The 18,422-nt window shown below is 36.4% G+C and carries 10 protein-coding genes, 2 tRNA genes, 1 CRISPR repeat array and 1 riboswitch; of the genes, 8 read left to right on the top strand and 4 right to left on the bottom strand.

The annotated features are described in order from the left end of the window. Window positions 1-49: 49 nt before the first annotated feature. A riboswitch (TPP riboswitch) is annotated at window positions 50-139 on the top strand. A gap of 489 nt (window positions 140-628) precedes the next feature. After that, window positions 629-1,621, bottom strand: coding sequence for an aspartate--ammonia ligase (gene asnA / locus B6C84_RS02470; RefSeq protein WP_034903383.1), 993 nt, complete (start codon window positions 1,619-1,621; stop codon window positions 629-631). A gap of 1,446 nt (window positions 1,622-3,067) precedes the next feature. Here asnA and B6C84_RS02465 point away from each other — a divergent pair. Then, the gene (locus tag B6C84_RS02465; RefSeq protein WP_133052317.1) at window positions 3,068-4,450 is read left to right on the top strand and encodes a hypothetical protein; all 1,383 of its coding nucleotides are present in this window, start codon (window positions 3,068-3,070) and stop codon (window positions 4,448-4,450) included. Between the two features lie 1,308 nt (window positions 4,451-5,758). Next, window positions 5,759-6,026: a CRISPR direct-repeat array (repeat unit 28 nt; unit sequence GTTTACTGCCGTGTAGGTAGTTTAGAAA). 221 nt (window positions 6,027-6,247) lie between these two features. On the opposite strand, the gene fabB is transcribed toward B6C84_RS02465, so the two are convergent. After that, window positions 6,248-7,459 carry a beta-ketoacyl-ACP synthase I gene (gene fabB / locus B6C84_RS02460; RefSeq protein WP_065578940.1) on the bottom strand — a complete coding sequence of 404 codons (1,212 nt, stop codon included), beginning with the start codon at window positions 7,457-7,459 and terminating at the stop codon, window positions 6,248-6,250. Between the two features lie 311 nt (window positions 7,460-7,770). On the opposite strand from fabB, the gene B6C84_RS02455 reads away from it, so the two are divergent. After that, window positions 7,771-9,036: a putative DNA modification/repair radical SAM protein gene (locus B6C84_RS02455; protein ID WP_086320247.1), complete on the top strand. Its 1,266-nt coding sequence runs from the start codon at window positions 7,771-7,773 to the stop codon at window positions 9,034-9,036. A 3-nt stretch (window positions 9,037-9,039) separates the two neighbouring features. After that, on the top strand, window positions 9,040-9,837 hold the full coding sequence (locus B6C84_RS02450; RefSeq protein ID WP_086320220.1) for a TIGR03915 family putative DNA repair protein: 798 nt from the start codon (window positions 9,040-9,042) through the stop codon (window positions 9,835-9,837). Between the two features lie 45 nt (window positions 9,838-9,882). Here the strand turns inward: B6C84_RS02450 and B6C84_RS02445 are convergent, their stop codons facing one another. Beyond that, window positions 9,883-10,641, bottom strand: a complete 759-nt coding sequence (locus B6C84_RS02445; RefSeq protein ID WP_086320248.1) for an MlaA family lipoprotein — start codon at window positions 10,639-10,641, stop codon at window positions 9,883-9,885. 127 nt (window positions 10,642-10,768) lie between these two features. On the opposite strand from B6C84_RS02445, the gene B6C84_RS02440 reads away from it, so the two are divergent. Then, window positions 10,769-10,840, top strand: a tRNA-Arg gene (locus B6C84_RS02440). A gap of 462 nt (window positions 10,841-11,302) precedes the next feature. Here the strand turns inward: B6C84_RS02440 and B6C84_RS02435 are convergent. Next, window positions 11,303-11,379 (bottom strand) — tRNA-Val (locus B6C84_RS02435). Between the two features lie 291 nt (window positions 11,380-11,670). Here B6C84_RS02435 and recQ point away from each other — a divergent pair. From recQ to dnaX, 4 genes are all read left to right on the top strand, one after another. Continuing rightward, window positions 11,671-13,500 (top strand): DNA helicase RecQ, encoded by a 1,830-nt coding sequence (gene recQ / locus B6C84_RS02430; RefSeq protein ID WP_086354060.1) that lies wholly within the window; start codon window positions 11,671-11,673, stop codon window positions 13,498-13,500. 105 nt (window positions 13,501-13,605) lie between these two features. Beyond that, window positions 13,606-14,832, top strand: coding sequence for a hypothetical protein (locus B6C84_RS02425; RefSeq protein WP_086320249.1), 1,227 nt, complete (start codon window positions 13,606-13,608; stop codon window positions 14,830-14,832). Between the two features lie 93 nt (window positions 14,833-14,925). Next, window positions 14,926-16,104: a M20 family metallopeptidase gene (locus B6C84_RS02420; protein ID WP_065578934.1), complete on the top strand. Its 1,179-nt coding sequence runs from the start codon at window positions 14,926-14,928 to the stop codon at window positions 16,102-16,104. A gap of 252 nt (window positions 16,105-16,356) precedes the next feature. Then, on the top strand, window positions 16,357-18,414 hold the full coding sequence (gene dnaX, locus B6C84_RS02415) for a DNA polymerase III subunit gamma/tau (protein ID WP_086320222.1): 2,058 nt from the start codon (window positions 16,357-16,359) through the stop codon (window positions 18,412-18,414). Window positions 18,415-18,422 lie beyond the last annotated feature (8 nt).

The raw sequence follows: 18,422 nt of genomic DNA, 5'->3' as shown, positions 1-18,422 counted from the left end.
CTACTATCTTTATAAAAATTGTTATTTATTTGCTGAACTATTATTCATCTGTATTTATCCGGGGTGCCCTAGGCTGAGATTATACCCGTTGAACCTGATTCGGTTAGTACCGGCGAAGGGAGTATAAAATACGTTTTTCTACAAGTCTGTTGTACTCCTTAATTACTAATTTTTATAAAAAGAAGTCATCATGCCGTTATTCTATTCGCTCTTCTGCCTTCGTTCGCTCTTAACGCACTGCTGTGATTTGTTCCTGACAAAAACAACCTTCTCAAACATCCCTATTTGCCATGCTAATCTTACTCAGTTGTCACACATTGCTAATATCACTAAACAAGACTTGCCAAACTGATTCGCAAGAAATAACCATAGATATAACAGTCTGGTTAACAAATATGCTAGAAACGAATTCCAACAAACAATGCCAAATGAAATTGCGTTGATTGATCAGCTTAGTAAATTTAGAGGATAGTCGCATTGAACATTTAACAAAATTATTTAGGCAAGCAACTAAACTTGAAATTGGTTTCTGGCAAATGGGTTTAGATAAACGTTTTAAATAACAAACATACTTTACCACTATGGGTAAAGTATGCTGAATTTGAACTATATTTAAACAATTTTTAAACTAAAGTAGTTTTGAATAATTTTGTTTAGTGGCATCGTCCCAAACGCTTGCTTGTACTTGACCAATATGTTGTTGCTGTAAAAGTAACATGGTTAATCGTGATTGGCCAATTCCACCACCAATTGTTTGTAAAAAATCACCATTAGCTAATGCTTTATGCCATGCATATTGGAGGCGATCTTCATTATTAGTCAGTTTTAATTGCCGTTTTAAGGTTTCTGGATCGACACGGATCCCCATTGATGAGATTTCAAAACCACTATTTAACACAGGATTCCAAACTAAAATGTCGCCATTTAAGCCTTTTGAACCCATTTCATTATCACTACTCCAATCATCATAATCAGGAGCACGAACATCATGTTTTTCATTATTTGATAATTCACCACCAATACCAATTAAAAATACAGCGCCTAACTCTTTGGTAATTGCATTTTCACGCTCTTTTGGTGATAAATTTGGATAACGTTTTAACAGCTGTTCACTATCCATAAAGGTAATTGTTTCGGGTAAAAAACGTGATAGATGATATTTTTCAGAGACTGCTTTTTCAGTCGCTTTAATCGCACTATAAATTTTTTCAACCGTTTGTTTTAAATAAGCTAAATTGCGATCTTCGGGACGAATCACTTTTTCCCAATCCCATTGATCAACATAAACAGAGTGAATAGGCGAGAGTTTATCTTCATCCGGGCGCAGAGCTTTCATATTTGTATAAATGCCTTCACCAACAGGAAAATTGTGCTGACTTAACGTTTTACGTTTCCATTTAGCTAGTGAATGAACAACTTCGAATTGTGCATTAGGAATACTTTTAATATTAACTTGAACGGCTTTTTCGGTACCTGACAAATTATCTTGAACGCCATCACCAATTTGACTCAATATTGGTGCTTGAACTTCAATTAGTGATAGATTATTTGCTAATTGCTCGGCAAAAAATTGTTTAACAAAATTGATTCGTTGTTGCTGCTCTTTAAATGATATTGTCATGTTTAGTCTCGAAATATAAAAAATTTGTGTTGCTAAATTAAACTAGAAAGCAGAAATATGCAAGTCTAGTTAACAGGCTTAAACGAAGGCGGAAGGCAGTCACATCGTGACCACTTGCGTGGTCGCCGCGGGAGATTGTAAAGAGGGTTCGCGCCAACCCTCTTAACTCGGACGTATTCACCGTATAGAACTAGCCACCAAACAACAAAACGTCCGAAACTCAAACAACCAAAAAAATTTGAGAAATGGGGTTTTTAAAACCAAAATCCCGTCCAAGCTTCTCCGAAATTGGTTTTAAAACTAAAATTAGCTTGCTATAAACATAAAAGTTTATTTTGGCAAATAAGTTTGGTGTATTTAATTTAGCGACATTCGCAATGTGCTGACAACTGAGTGAGGTTAGCATGGCAAACAGGGATGTTTGCCAAGGAGCGTTAAGAGCGAACGAAGGCGGAAGGTAGTCACATCGTGACCACTTGCGTGGTCGCCGCGGGAGATTGTAAAGAGGGTTCGCGGCAACCCTCTTAACTCGGACGTAATCACCGTATAGAAATAACCACAAAACAACAAACGTCCGAAACTAAAACAACCAAAAAAATTTGAGGAGAGGGGTTTTTAAAGCCAAAAATCCCGTCCAAGTTTCTCCGAAATTGGTTTTAAAACTAAAATTAGCTTGCTATAAACATAAACGTTTATTTTGGCAAATAAGTATGGTGTATTTAATTTAGCGACATTCGCAATGTGCTGACAACTGAGTGAGGTTAGCATGGCAAACAGGGATGTTTGCCAAGGCGGTGCTTTGTCAGGAACAAATCACAGCCGGTGCGTTAAGACCGAACGAAGGCGGAAGGCAGTCACATCGTGACCACTTGCGTGGTCGCCGCGGGAGATTGTAAAGAGGGTTGGCGCCAACCCTCTTAACTCGGACGTAATCACCGTATAAAAATAACCGCAAAACAACAAAACGTCCGAAACTCAAACAACTAAAAAATAAAGAACTAAAAAATTTTGAGGAGAGGGGTTTTTAAAGCCTAAAAATCCCCCTAAAGTTTCTTCGAAATAGGTTTTAAGGGCGTAATTAAAACGTAATATTACATTAATCTTTACAAAAGTTAACAATAAAACCGTCAAAAAAAGTTGCATGGTTTTTTGCAATCACTATACTTTTATAGCATATTTATACGAATGGATAAATTTTATGCCGTTAGGCTTAAAATTTTAAATAAATCATAAAATTGGATTGACAAGGATATCTGATATGGATTATAATTTTCAACACACAACACACAACACACAACCTGCCCAACCTATAATTTCACCTTTCTAAAGTTAAGCTCACACCGTTTATTATTTAACCGCAGTTTATTATTTCAGCAATTTCCAAAATTTCCGCAATTCCGGCAAAATTTTTCAAAATTTCTTGGTTTCGCCTGTTTATCTCGGCCGATGGTTTTGGTATTAACTATGGTTGTTTTACAATCTATCTCTTTTGCTAATTATGCATTAACCACTACAACGACCAATATTATTTATGGCTCAGCCCCTTATTTAACCTTTGATGGAGGTCGTACCCGGGTAACCAATACCGAAGCGCTACTCAGGATATCCCTTTCTGATGGTAGAACATTTACTCCCACAACCACTAATTCAAGAGACAATCCTATCATTTTACCTGTTGATGGTCAGAGTTTTAATGATATTGGTATGTTAGTACCAACGGATACTGATTCTATTGCATTAAGTTCACTTATTGGCACACCGTATAATTATTGGGGAGATGATGATGGCGATGGTCAGGGGATTGATGGTATCACCGCTACCGGTAGTTTAAAATTAACTATTGTTGATAACGACAATAATTCTGTTAACCGTAGTGAAGTACTGACAATTTGTAAAGCGCCATATAAATTAACCTTATCAAATAGTGAAGGTACATTAAAAACACGTTATGGGGTACCTAATGAAAGTCGTTTTACGGAAGGTAATGCCACTTATTATATTAATCCTAAGGCAGCGCCAGTGATTTGTTTTGCAAGACCTGACCTAGCAGTATGGGAATATTCTTCTACTGACGTTTGGGTCCTTGCTAAGGGTTTTCTACCACAATCATTTACGCCATCGTCTTATGGTTTAAACTTCCCGACTACTGGTGCTCATAATTTGTATTTTGATTTAGATATTGGTGGTGTTAGTCAAGCCTTATCTTGGGCTCCGGTTTCTCATGGTGGTATTACTGCAACGATGACCGATTCAACAAGTACCAGCGTTCGAGTCACCCTAACTGGTCCTGTTGCTACAGAATCGCAATGGCAATCAGAAAATCCAGGTCAAATCGCCAGAATATCTTTACCTCAGGTATTTGAGTTAGTCGGTCGTGATAGCAGTGGTAATGCGGTGGTCAAATATGGATTTGAGTTAAAGCAGTGGTTTGTCAATCGTGGAACTAAATTTTATACTAATGAAAGTGTATCGTCTTGGTGTAATAAGATTGGAGGATATCGTCTTCCTAAGGTCAAGGATTTAACTAATGCGTCTTGTCAGATATTTGGTGGAGATTCTGGCTGCCTAAGTGCAACGCCTTCGTCACCTGGTAATTATGTCCGTCGTCACATTGGTGCAGGATTTGTCTCGGAATGGGGGCGGATGTTCTATTACGCTAATGCCAACTTCCGCATACGCTACTCAAACGGCGACTACTACACGCAGACCTACTGGACGCAAGATAGAGTCACGGGTGGTCTTTTTTTTCTAGTTTTTTTTGGGGATGGTGATCTATATAAGAGTGTTTACGTCTACTCAGCATTTAGCGGAGTCTGTGTCTATCCTTAGCTATTATTTCTTAGTTCTTAGGTATTAAAGCTGAGGATAAGAAAAATAACGTTAGGGCGATAAAAAGCGATTTTGTGGCGCGACATTGGCAACGTGCTGACAACTGAGTGAGGTTAGCATGGCAAACAGGGATGTTTGCCAAGGCTGTGTTTTGTCAGGAACAAATCACAGCCGGTGCGTTAAGAGCGAACGAAGGCGGAAGGCAGTCACATCGTGACCACTTGCGTGGTCGCCGCGGGAGATTGTAAAGAGGGTTGGCGCCAACCCTCTTAACTCGGACGTATTCACCGCATAGAAATAACCACAAAACAACAAAACGTCCGAAACTAAAACAACTAAAAAATTTTGAGGAACGGGGTTTTTAAGCTCTAAAAATCCCCTAAAGTTTCTCCGAAATTGGTTTTAAAACTAAAATTAGCTCGCTATAAACATAAACGTTTATTTTGGCAAATAAGTTTGGTGTATTTAATTTAGCGACATTCGCAATGTGCTGACAACTGAGTGAGGTTAGCATGACAAACAGGGATGTTTGGCAAGGAGCGTTAAGAGCGAACGAAGGCGGAAGGCAGTCACATCGTGACCACTTGCGTGGTCGCCGCGGGAGATTGTAAAGAGGGTTGGCGGCAACCCTCTTAACTCGGACGTAATCGCCGTATAGAAACAACCACAAAACAACAAAACGTCCGAAACTCAAACAACTAAAAAATAAAGAACTAAAAATTTTGAGGAACGGGGTTTTTAAAGCCTAAAATCCCGTCCAAGTTTCCCCGAAATTGGTTTTAAAACTAAAATTAGCTCGCTATAAACATAAGAGTTTATTTTGGCAAATAAGTTTGGTGTATTTAATTTAGCGACATTCGCAATGTGCTGACAACTGAGAGAGGTTAGCATGGCAAACAGGGATGTTTGCCAAGGCTGTGTTTTGTCAGGAACAAATCACAGCCGGTGCGTTAAGACCGAACGAAGGCGGAAGGCAGTCACATCGTGACCACTTGCGTGGTCGCCGCGGGAGATTGTAAAGAGGGTTGGCGGCAACCCTCTTAACTCGGACGTAATCACCGTATAGAAATAACCACAAAACCGAAAACGTCCGAAACTCAAACAATCCAAAAAATAAAGAACCAAAAAAATTTGAGGAACGGGGTTTTTGAAACTTATAATACCTACTTATTGCTAACCCTTTTTTTTAACTTAAAATAAAATAATTAAAAAATCAACACCTTGAAAAATGGCTCAAAAAAAAGGTTTTTATTGGTAAAAATGGACTTTGCCTTTTTGCCAACAACATTTATAGTATATCGGGTTCTAGTTTACTGCCGTGTAGGTAGTTTAGAAAGATAGCATTTAGAAAATCGCCGTCATCTTTATGTTTACTGCCGTGTAGGTAGTTTAGAAATATCATTTGCGATTCTATTTGTGCCAGCAATCGTTTACTGCCGTGTAGGTAGTTTAGAAAAACATATAAAGGTTGGGAAAATGCCATTAATTGTTTACTGCCGTGTAGGTAGTTTAGAAAACTTGAGCGCATCGGCGCACAATTTAATAACAGTTTACTGCCGTGTAGGTAGTTTAGAAAATTTCACTAATTGAATTAATGGCTGTTTTAAAGTTCACTACCGTGTAGGTAGATTGAAATATTAATTATTTCTAAAAAGATTAGGAAAAATTTTTCAAAAAGCTAAAAATCCAAATTAGTTATAGCTTTGTTAAATAAAAAAAAACCCAGTAATTGGTTGTCCAACTATTGGGGGTCACTTCAAGGAACGGTTTTTTATTATTGGTTAGATAATTTTACAATTATCCTTGGTATTTTTTCATGACAATTGATGCATTAGTACCGCCGAAACCAAAGCTATTAGACATTACTGTGGTTAATTCACGTTCGGTTGGCTCGGTAATAATATTCATGCCTACTGCTTCATCTGCAAGTTCGTCAATATTGATACTTGGTGTAATAAAGCCGTGTTCAAGCATAAGTAGTGAATAAATCAATTCTTGTGCACCGGTGGCACTTAATGAGTGACCAGTCATGGATTTAGTTGAAGAGATAGCCGGGATATTATCACCAAATACTTGTTTGATTGCCCATAACTCTTTGACATCACCAACTGGCGTTGAGGTACCATGAGTATTGATATAATCAACTGGTCCATCAAGATCTTGAATAGCAAGTTGCATACAGCGCATTGCCCCTTCACCAGATGGTGCAACCATGTCATAACCATCTGATGTTGCCCCATAACCAACAAGTTCACCATAGATATGTGCACCACGGGCAAGAGCATGTTCAAGTTCTTCAACTACTACCATTCCGGCACCGCCTGCGATTACAAAACCATCACGGTTTTTATCATAGGCACGAGATGCTTTTTCTGGTGTGTCGTTATATTTAGTTGATAAGGCTCCCATAGCATCAAATTCGCATGACATTTCCCAACATAGTTCTTCACCACCACCAGCAAACACGACATCTTGTTTACCAAGTTGAATAAGTTCAGCTGCATGACCAATGCAGTGTACTGATGTTGCACATGCTGAAGTCATTGAGTAGCTAACACCTTTAATTTTAAATGGTGTCGCTAAACATGCAGAAATTGCCGATGACATCGATTTTGTTACTGCATAAGGGCCAACACCTCTTAAACCTTTTTCTTTCATGCCGGCAACAACATTATATTGAGTTTTGGTTGAGCCACCATAACCAGCGATAAGACCTGTGCGTGGATTAGATACTTGCTCTGGGGTTAATTTTGCATCTTCGATTGCTTGTTGTAGCGCAAGATATCCATAAATAGACGCATCGTTCATAAAACGGACAACTTTTCGATCGATTAATCCAGTTGTATCTAATTTGACATTACCACAAACATGACTACGCATTCCGCTATCTTTCATTTCTTGCGAAAAAGTAATACCACTTCGGCCTACTCTTAACGATTCTAAAACTTCTTTGGTATTATTCCCAATGCTTGAAAGAATACCTAATCCTGTAATTACTACACGTTTCATCTAATGCTCTACTCCTAAGTTAACTGGCTTCATATGAAAAATTGGTCTGATTATAGCGTACACTTGTAAGCTGAACAATACCCCCAGATTGATTTTATTTGTTAAGTTAATAAATAAAATTGGCATGACAGGTCAATAAATCAATTAATATGATTATATTTACATTCTATTAATAATATCTTGATTAAATCAGTCTTAATCGCGAGTTTATTGAACAAATATTTTTTAAATTCGATCTGATTATTAACTTGCTTATACCAATAAAATCACTATAATACTGTAAATATATACAGTTATTGGTGATGATTATGATTCAAGAGAAAATGATCTCAAAGCTTGAGATTTTAGCCGAATCTGCAAAATATGATGTTTCATGTGCTTCAAGTGGTACTTCACGCAGTAATAAAAGTAAAGGTATTGGTAGTGCTTCTCGCTGTGGTATTTGCCATTCATTTACTGCTGATGGTCGATGCGTTTCGCTGTTAAAAATCATGTTAACTAATTATTGCATGTTTGACTGTGCTTATTGTATCAATCGCCAGAGTAATGATATTCCTCGTGCAGGATTTACGCCGAAAGAGTTAGCGGAACTGACGATTGAATTTTATCGTCGCAATTATATTGAAGGGCTGTTTTTAAGTTCGGGTATTGTCCGTAGTGCTGATCATACGATGGAAAAAATGATTCGTGTGGTCAAAATATTACGGCAAGAATATAACTTTAATGGTTATATTCATATGAAGGCGATTCCAGGTGCCAGCAATGAATTAATTCGTGAAGCAGGTTTACTCGTTGATCGAATGAGTGTCAATTTAGAGATCCCTACCGAGCGTAATTTAAAATTATTGGCGCCAGATAAAGATCATCAAACCATTTATCAACCAATGCGACATATCCAGCAAAATTTGCTAGAAAATATTGAAGATCGTAAAAAAATCAAATCAACACCAAAATTTGTTCCGGCAGGGCAAAGTACTCAGGTGATTATTGGTGCGACAGATGAAACCGATAATCAAATTTTACAGCTCACCGCCAAGCTATATAAGCGACCAAGTATGAAACGGGTTTACTATTCGGGATTTATTCCAGTAAATAGTTATGATAAGCGATTACCGGTTTTGCAAGAAGTACCAAGAGTAAGAGAAAATCGTTTATATCAGGCAGATTGGTTACTTCGTTTTTATGATTTTAGTGTCGATGAAATTGTAAATGATGAACATCCAGATCTTGATTTGACTGTTGATCCCAAATTATCTTGGGCAATTCGTAATCCGCAATTTTTTCCGGTTGATATCAATCGGGAGAGTTACCAAAAAATCTTACGCGTGCCAGGTATTGGCGTTAAATCAGCAAAATTAATTGTTATGGCAAGGCGACATCGCAAACTAAATAAAGAGGCGCTCAAACGTATTGGTGTGGTGCTAAAACGAGCGCAGTTTTTTATTATTTGTCATGAAATGAATACATTTAAAGTACTGGATTCGTCTGCTGAATATATACGCCTAAGTTTACAAGATACGCCTCGGCTTGAAGTAAAACAACAATCTATTCCACAACAACTGGTTATGGGATGGTAATTTATGCTGGCGTTTTATTATGATAAATCTTTCGAAGGACTAATGTGTGCGGTATTTGATGCATTTAAACTAAAAAAAATGCCTGAATGTCTATTAGTTGAAGGTGAGGATATGCCACTTTTGGTTACCGATTTTCATCAAGTCGAATATCGCAACAGTAAATATGAGCGTGTTTATACTGCACTGCAAAAAAAATTATCGCAGATTGCACTAAATCAACTCTTGTTTACATGGCTATCAGAATTACCTGAAAGTGATTTAATTATTTTTCGCTATATTTGTAAAGTATTTAAGTCAACCAATTCGATTGAAACTGATTTTGCTGATGCGGATGTGTTAGCTGTTTATGATATAGCTAAAAAGGTAAATAAAGAAAAACATCATATTCAGCAATTTGTTCGCTTTAATAGCATTCAAAATCCAGCCAACAGTTGTGATAATAATGACAAAATTTACTTTGCGGTTATAGAGCCTATATATAACGCTTTACCGTTAACCACTCGATTTTTTAAAGATCGTTATGCCGATCAAAAATGGGCAATTTATGATGAAAAACGCCAATATGGTTATTTTTATGATTTAGATAAGATTGAGCAAATCTGCTTGAACGATAACGATCCTCTGATCATTAATAAGCAAATTAACCAAGATTATCTAACTGATGATGAAAAATTATTTCAAACTATGTGGAATCGTTATTGTCATGCCTTGACCATTAAAGAACGAATCAATCCAAAATTACAAAGGCAAAATATGCCTAGACGGTTTTGGCACCATTTACCCGAAATGCAAGGCAAATAAAAAACGCCGAATAAATCGGCGTTAATTAATTATAAATAGTAAAATTTATTGGGCATCAATTTCATCAAGAATGCCGTTAATGCTTTGTTGGCGTTGTTGTTCTTTTTGCTCATCAACTTTACCGCCAGAAGCATTAAAGTCATTGCGCTGGAAGTAAGCATTACGCATAAAGTTGTATGGATCATCACTATTTTTAATTAAATCTTCATACTCAATGGCCACAGCTCGAGCTTCAATGCCATCAAATACACCGCGAACGAGTGCCCATTGCCAATCGATCCAAACAAGTGGTGGATATAAAGTATCAATCAGATCACCACCTTCTTGACGAAGTGTTGCCGAACCATAGAAAGGTAACACAACATAAGGGCCATAAGGAACATCATAATGACCTAATGTATCACCAAAACCACGTTTAGGACCTTTTTGTAATTGAGGATCTGCTACACTTGCAACATCAAATAAACCGGCAACACCAAAAACGGTATTAATAAAGAATCTTGCTAAATGTTTACCGGCTTCATGCCCTTCACCTTGTAAAGCACTATTTACCATTGATGCTGGTTCAGAAAGGTTAGATGAAAAATTAACTACCCCTTTACGAACTGGTGTTGGTACATAATCTTTCCACACTACGGCAGCAGGGCGCAAAATATAAGGGTCAAGCGCATAGTAGTTAACATTAAACATGGTTTTATTAAAACCCGATAACGGGTCACTATAACTATTTGTTTCAGGCTGATAGGTCGCACAACCTGTCAACGCTAAAACCGAGAACATCATACCTATAATTTTTTTTCTCATAATGCTACCGAATACAAGTGATAAAATGTCGAATGTAAGGATTGTATCATGTTTGCTTAAAATAGAAAATTTTTCATTATTTGATTGATATTGCATTGATAAATTTATTAGAATAAACGCCTTTGATGACCTCATAGTTAAATGGATATAACAAGCCCCTCCTAAGGGCTAGTTGTAGGTTCGATTCCTACTGGGGTCAATTTTATTTTTAAATTCAAACTAATAAAATTTATCAGTGATGCAGTAATCTCCTTAAAGTTTTACTAAATAAATATTTTATTAAATGCCTTTTTTAACCCGCTCCCATTCAGTTTTTAAAACATTTTGCGTGTTTTTTGTTAACTCTTTTTGATAAGAATATAATCTACTATCGAAATGAGATCTTTTTGTTATATCAAGGCTATTTAATGGGGGAATTTCCTCTTCGAGATCAGCAAAAAATTCGATGATTTTTTGACAAGAAGTTAGAATTTTGTTTGATCAATTAACAAAAAATATTTTTAGGTGAAACGAGTGTAGTGTGATTTTAGGCTGTTCGCATTAATTAGTTATTTTGATATTAAAATAACTAATTATTGACATAGGGTTATCCCGGTTTTATCTCAACAGTTTTTAAGGTGAATTAAATTTTTCTCGAGGCTTGAAGGATAAAACTTTGAATTGGTACGCCCGGGTGGACTCGAACCACTGACCCCCACCATGTCAAGGTGATGCTCTAACCAACTGAGCTACGGGCGTACATTTGAAACATGCAAATATTAGCTGGCAAATTGTTTTGTTTCAAGTAAAAAAATCAAAAATAGCTGTTTTTTTAATCTTTTGCGTTTGTTTGTTGGAAAAACAGTCAATATTGTTAATCCAATAATATCCAGATTCTTGTTTTTTGCCATTTTTACTCAACGATGTTAGTTTTTGAAGAAGTTCTTTTTATTACGATTTGTAAATAAATGTAAATTCACGGTGGTTTGTTCATATCAAATTCGATATACTCCATAAAAAATAGATAAGGTATTACTGGTTCAGGTTAGTATGTCATTTAGAGATCAGATTGAGGACGTGTTACACAATGTTTTTGGTTACAAATCGTTTAGAAATCAGCAAAGAGATATAATTGAATCAGTTATTGCCGGACGAGATACATTAACCATTATTCCAACTGGTGGTGGCAAATCACTTTGTTACCAGATTCCGGCTGTATTATTGCCCGGTACAGCATTGGTTATTTCGCCACTTATTTCGTTAATGAAGGATCAAGTCGATCAATTATTAGTTAATGGGATTCCAGCCGCTTTTTTAAATGCAACTCAAGCTCCAGAAGAGCAACAAAATATTATTGAAAAATATTTAAATCATTCAATTAAATTATTATATATTTCACCTGAGCGACTGGCTGTGTCGTCCTTTTCTTCACTAATTACTGCTCATCCTCCTTCATTAATAGCTATTGATGAGGCGCATTGTATTTCACAATGGGGGCATGATTTTAGACCTGACTATCGTCAATTAAGCCATTTATCATTGCGTTTCCCTGAAGTGCCTATTATAGCGTTAACAGCAACTGCCGATAAATTGACTCAAGCTGATGTGATTAATCAACTTAATTTAATCGATCCTTTGGTGGTGGTGCGTAGTTTTGATCGGCCAAATATACGTTATACGGTAGTTGAAAAATTTAATCTTACTGAGCAAGTTGTCTCTTTTATTGAAACGCAAAAGGGGAATAGTGGTATTGTTTACTGTTCAAGTCGCTCCAAAGTAGAGGATATGACAACCAGACTTGCTACAAGGGGATTTTCTGTCGTTGCTTATCATGCTGGTTTAACCACTGCTGAACGTCAACAAGCACAGGAGAGTTTTTTGAAAGATAATGTGCAAATTATTGTTGCAACCGTCGCTTTTGGTATGGGAATTAACAAACCTAATGTTCGTTTTGTAGTGCATGCTGATTGCCCTAGAACGATTGAGGCATATTATCAAGAAACTGGTCGAGCTGGCCGGGATGGCGTTCCGGCAGAGGCACTTTTATTATTTAATAGTAAAGATCTAAATTGGTACCATCGACAAATCGCCGATAAACCAGAGAATAAACATAAGCAAGTTGAGCTACATAAGATACAAGCTATGGAGTCATTTGCCCAAAGTATGACTTGTCGGCGCACGGTATTACTTAACTATTTTGGCGAAAATAGAACCGAACCTTGCAACAACTGTGATATCTGTCTTTATCCTCCTGAGCATTATGATGGATTAATTGATGCACAAAAAATTCTTTCGTGTATATACCGAGTTGAACAGCGTTATGGTGCTCAATATGTTGTCGATGTATTACGAGGATCTTCGCGCTCGCAAATTAAAGAAAATGGCCATGACAAATTATCGGTTTATGGTATAGGTAAAGCGCATTCTTCTGACTATTGGCTTAGTGTAATTAGACAATTAATTTATTTGGGATATGTCAGTCAAAATATTTCTACCTTCACTACGTTACAATTGACCGAACAAGCACGTGCGATACTTAAAGGTCAAGTAGCCTTATCTTTAGCAAAACCACGTTTAGAAATCGTGAAGAAAAGTCGTTTAAATCGTTATGCTAGAGCGATTAATTTAACTACGATATTATCTTATGAAGAACGAATATTATTCAACAATCTTAAGCGGTTGCGCAAAGAAATTGCTGATATGGAAGATATTGCCCCCTATATTGTATTTAGTGATGCAACCTTGCTTGAAATGGTGCAAACTAAACCAGAAAGTAAGAAACAACTGATTAATGTTACCGGTGTTGGCAAAATTAAATTAGAAAAATATGGTAATCTTTTCTTAGACGAAATTAATGATTTTATGATAAAAAACATATAACAATGTTTAAAATTTTATCTATAATAGCTATTTTTTAAATCATTTTAATTATTTTTTATAATTTAATTTATTAAAAATGGAGTTTTTATGCCCACTATGAATGATATGCCACAGATGTTGGCATTAGTTTTATTGCTTATTATTTTATATCTAGGTGATGTTGTTTCAACACGGACTAAAGCTTGGATACCTTCAGTTTTTATTTGTGCTGTCCTGTTTTTATTAGGTTATTGGACATTCTTCCCAACTGATATTGTTGCTCGAGCAGGTATCCCAAATGTAGTAGCTGTTATGTTTATGTATTTATTGATTGTGAACATGGGAACTTTGTTATCAATAAATGAGTTGATGTTGCAATGGAAGACGATACTTATATCGCTTTCAGGAATTGTGGGTATTATTGTTGTTGCTATTATGGTTGGATATCTATTTTTTGACCTCAACACCATTATTGTCGCTATTCCACCATTAGTCGGTGGTATTGTTTCAGCCATTATTATGGCTAAAGGGGCAACTGATGCAGGATTGCCAGATCTGGCTGTATTTGCAATTATAATCTATGTAATGCAAGGTTTTATTGGTTATCCATTAACTTCAATTATGCTGAAAAAAGAAGGTCGCCGAGTATTGAAAAAATATCATGAAGGGACTTGGGTCGTTGAAAAGGATGTTAGTACTATGGATAAACAAGCTGCAACTACCGATGAAAATCCGATGCCAAGTCTGTTTGCTAAAATTCCAGCAAGTTATAATTCTTCGTACTTTATCTTTTTACGTATTGCAATAGTGGGCTTTTTAGCTTACTCAGTATCGGAAGTATTGAAACCTGTCGTTAGTATTAGTCCATTTGTCTTATGTCTATTATTTGGTGTTGTTGCTGCTTCTTTAGGTTTTTTAGAACGTCACCCTTTAAAGAAAGCCGGTGGTTTTGGGCTTGCGGTTATGGGGTTAATGTTATTTATTTTTGATACTTTGAGCCGAGCAACTCCGGATATGTTAATTAGACTTATCACACCTTTAATTATTTTTATTCTTTCTGCTGTTGTTGGGATGTTTATTTTTTCGGTTATTGTCGGTAAAGTTTTAAAAGTAAGTAAAGAAATGGCTTTTTCGATCGCTTTAACAGCACTATATGGCTTTCCGGCTGATTATATTATCACTAACGAGGTTATTAATAATTTAACCAAAGATCCAAAAGAGAAAGAGGTATTAACTAGCCATATGTTACCACCGATGTTAATTGGAGGATTTATTTCAGTAACGATGGTATCGGTTGTATTAGCGGGCATCATGGTTAATATGATTGTTGGTCCGTTAACGCCAATCAAATAGTTGGAAATTTAATTATCAGATTCAACTTGTAGATTTGTGCAAATATGTGCACTATTAAAAGAATACATATGAAATATATAAAAGGTAGTAACAATGATTAATCAAACTATTAAAGATTCAATAAAACAGAACATTAACGACATGATTACGTTTCGTCGTGATTTACATCGCCATCCAGAATTACCGTGGGAAGAATTTAGAACCACTGATAGAATTGCTGAAGAACTTGATAAAATTGGTATTACTTATCGACGCACTAAGCCGACAGGTATTATTGCTGAGATCCAAGGCGGTAAACCAGGCAAAACGATTTTACTTAGGGCAGATATTGATGCTTTACCGGTTAAGGAATTAAGTACCAATATTGATTATCAATCCACTATTGATGGCAAAATGCATGCTTGTGGACATGATACTCATACCGCTATGCTGCTCACTGCTGCTAAAACGTTATATTCTATTCGGGAACAGTTAAAAGGTAATGTGCGATTAGTATTTCAGCCGGCTGAAGAAATTGCACAAGGGGCAAAAGGGATGATCGAACAAGGCGTACTTGAAGGTGTTGATAGCGCTTTTGGTATGCATATATGGTCACAAATGCCAGTTGGTAAAGTATCTTGTGTTGTTGGTTCAAGCTTTGCTTCAGCAGATCTATTAACGGTTAAATTTAAAGGTCGTGGTGGTCATGGTTCAATGCCACATGATACTGTGGATGCGGTTATGGTTGCATCTGCATTTGTTATGAATGTTCAATCAATTGTTTCTCGTGAAATATCGCCTCTCGATCCTGCGGTTGTGACTATAGGTCGAATGGATGTGGGTACGCGTTTTAACGTAATTGCTGAAAATGCGGTATTAGAAGGTACTGTGAGATGTTTTAATGTTGCAGTGCGTGAAAAAATAGAAGCTGCAATTAGACGTTATGCCAACCAAGTAGCAGCTATGTATAGAGCGACTGCTGAAGTCGAGTATATCTATGGGACCTTACCAGTTATAAACGATAAAGAAAGCGCACTATTAGCACAAAAAGTCATTGTTGAATCATTTGGTGAAGATGCATTGTATTTTGAAGCACCAACAACCGGTGGTGAAGATTTTAGTTATTATACTGAAAACATTCCTGGTGCTTTTGCTTTAGTCGGATCTGGTAATCCTGAAAAAGATACTCAATGGCCACATCACCATGGCTGTTTTAATGTTGATGAAGATGGTATGGCGTTAGGTGCAGAATTTTATGCACAATATGCATGGGCCTATTTAAATCAAGATTAGCCATTCATAATTAATCATCAATTGATTATTTTCTTTACTTATCAACCTTCGATTTACTGTTTGAAGGTTGATAAATCATTTTTCAATAAATTAACTCCCCAAAACAGCCTAATAATTTGAAAATTTGTGCAAAGGGGATTTTATTGCTCAAAAATCTAACTCTAATATCGAATCGGTTATCGGCATCTTAAAGACTAAATTGACACTTTATGGTATGATTAGCAAAATTTATTAGTAAAAGTAATGGTGATTATGAGTTATCAAGTCTTAGCACGTAAGTGGCGACCAAAATCATTTTCTGAAGTAGTAGGGCAACAGCATGTTTTAAAAATTTTATCTAATGCTCTTTCTCTTGGTCGAGTACATCACGCTTATCTGTTCTCTGGTACTCGAGGTGTAGGTAAAACTTCGATTGCTCGATTGTTAGCCAAAGGCTTAAATTGTGAAAGTGGTATAACGGCAACGCCTTGTGGTGTTTGTGATAATTGTCGTGAGATTGAACAGGGTCGATTTGTTGACTTACTCGAAATTGATGCAGCCTCACGTACTAAAGTCGAAGATACGCGGGAAATTTTAGATAATATTCAATATTTGCCAAGCAAAGGCCGTTTTAAAGTTTACTTAATCGATGAAGTACATATGCTCTCTCGTAGTAGCTTCAATGCTTTATTAAAAACATTGGAAGAGCCACCAGAACACGTTAAATTTTTATTAGCAACAACTGATCCGCAAAAATTACCTATCACTATTTTATCTCGCTGTCTGCATCTGCACTTAAATGTGCTTGATACATCATTAATTGCTGAGCAACTAAAACATATTTTGCAATTAGAACAAATTGAAAGTGAACCGCGAGCAATACAGCTGTTAGCTAAAGCAGCAAATGGTAGTATGCGCGATGCATTAAGTTTAACCGATCAAGCAATAGCGCTTGGTAATGGTAAAATTGATGCTGCGTCAGTAGCCTCCATGCTTGGTACTTTAGATAAAGCAATTCCTTTTTCATTAATTAATGCTCTTTATCAAAATGATGGTAATACTTTGATGCAACAGATTGAAGCGGCTGCTTTGCAAGGTGCAGATTGGGATAATTTATTAGCCGAATCTATTGCTTTGTTACATCAAATTGCCTTATTACAAGTTGTGCCGACAGCATTGGGTGATTATACAGATAATGAAGAACAGTTACGCTTCTTAGCTCAATATATGGCGCCTAATGATGTGCAACTGTTTTATCAAATTTTATTAATGGGTCGGAAAGAACTTGCTTTTGCACCAGATAAAAAAATGGGTGTTGAAATGAGTTTTTTACGCGCTTTAGCATTTATGCCTAAAAATGTCGATGCGATTATGCCACCAGCTGCAACAGCGACTACACCGACAAAAAAAGCTGAATCGCCTATTAGAACACAACCAGCTCAAGTTGTGACAACTTCATCACAAAACGTAAATGAGGCAGCGCCTGTACAGCAAACTGTTAAGTCAGCTATTGAGAATCAGCAATTAAATGACAGTACAATAGTAAGACCAGCTACTAGTGATGAAAATACTGTTTCACAACCAGAAATATCACTTCCTGATGATGCATCATCAATCACTAAAAATATTTTAGAGATGCGAATGCAGTTAATGAAAGAGGAACAAAAGCCAAAAAAGCCTGAATTGGTTGATTATCATCAACCATCTAATTCTTTAATTAACAGTAAACGGGATGACGTTCAGCAGCTTGCCAATCTAGGTAATGATAGTGAAAAAAATGATGAGGAAGTGGAACAAGAAGAGATAACTGCTGAAAATTATCAATGGCAGGCTTGTGGCATAGTTGAAACGAAAAATGAACCAGCACTTGATGCAAAAACATTATGCGATTCTTTCAAAGTTGATAAAACGCCAGAAATGGTTAAAAAATTAATTGTCGAAATGGCTGAAAAAGACGCTTGGTGTGCTGAAATTGAACAATTAGAACTTGCGCCATTAATTAAACAAATTGCGATTAATTCCCACCCTGAATTAATTGATGATAATCATATTATTTTGCATACGCGATCGGCTGTGGAGCATCTAGCTAAATCGTCAGCAAATTGTATTAAGTTGCGAACTGCGCTGTCAAATTATCGTCAAAAAACACTCAATCTAGAGGTGGTGATTGATGATAATAAGGCTAATAAGACACCGTTAGAATTGCGTGAGGATTTATATCAACAAAAGCTTGAACAAGCTAAATTGACGATTCATCAAGATCCTAAAGTTGAGACGATTTGTCAATATTTTGATGCCAAGATTGATGAATCGAGTATTCGTCCTGTATAATTACAGAA

Origin of the sequence: Gilliamella apis (genome assembly GCF_002142155.1) — a bacterium.
Classification (GTDB): Bacteria; Pseudomonadota; Gammaproteobacteria; order Enterobacterales; family Orbaceae; genus Gilliamella; species Gilliamella apis.
This window is presented reverse-complemented; position numbering and strand designations above follow the sequence as displayed.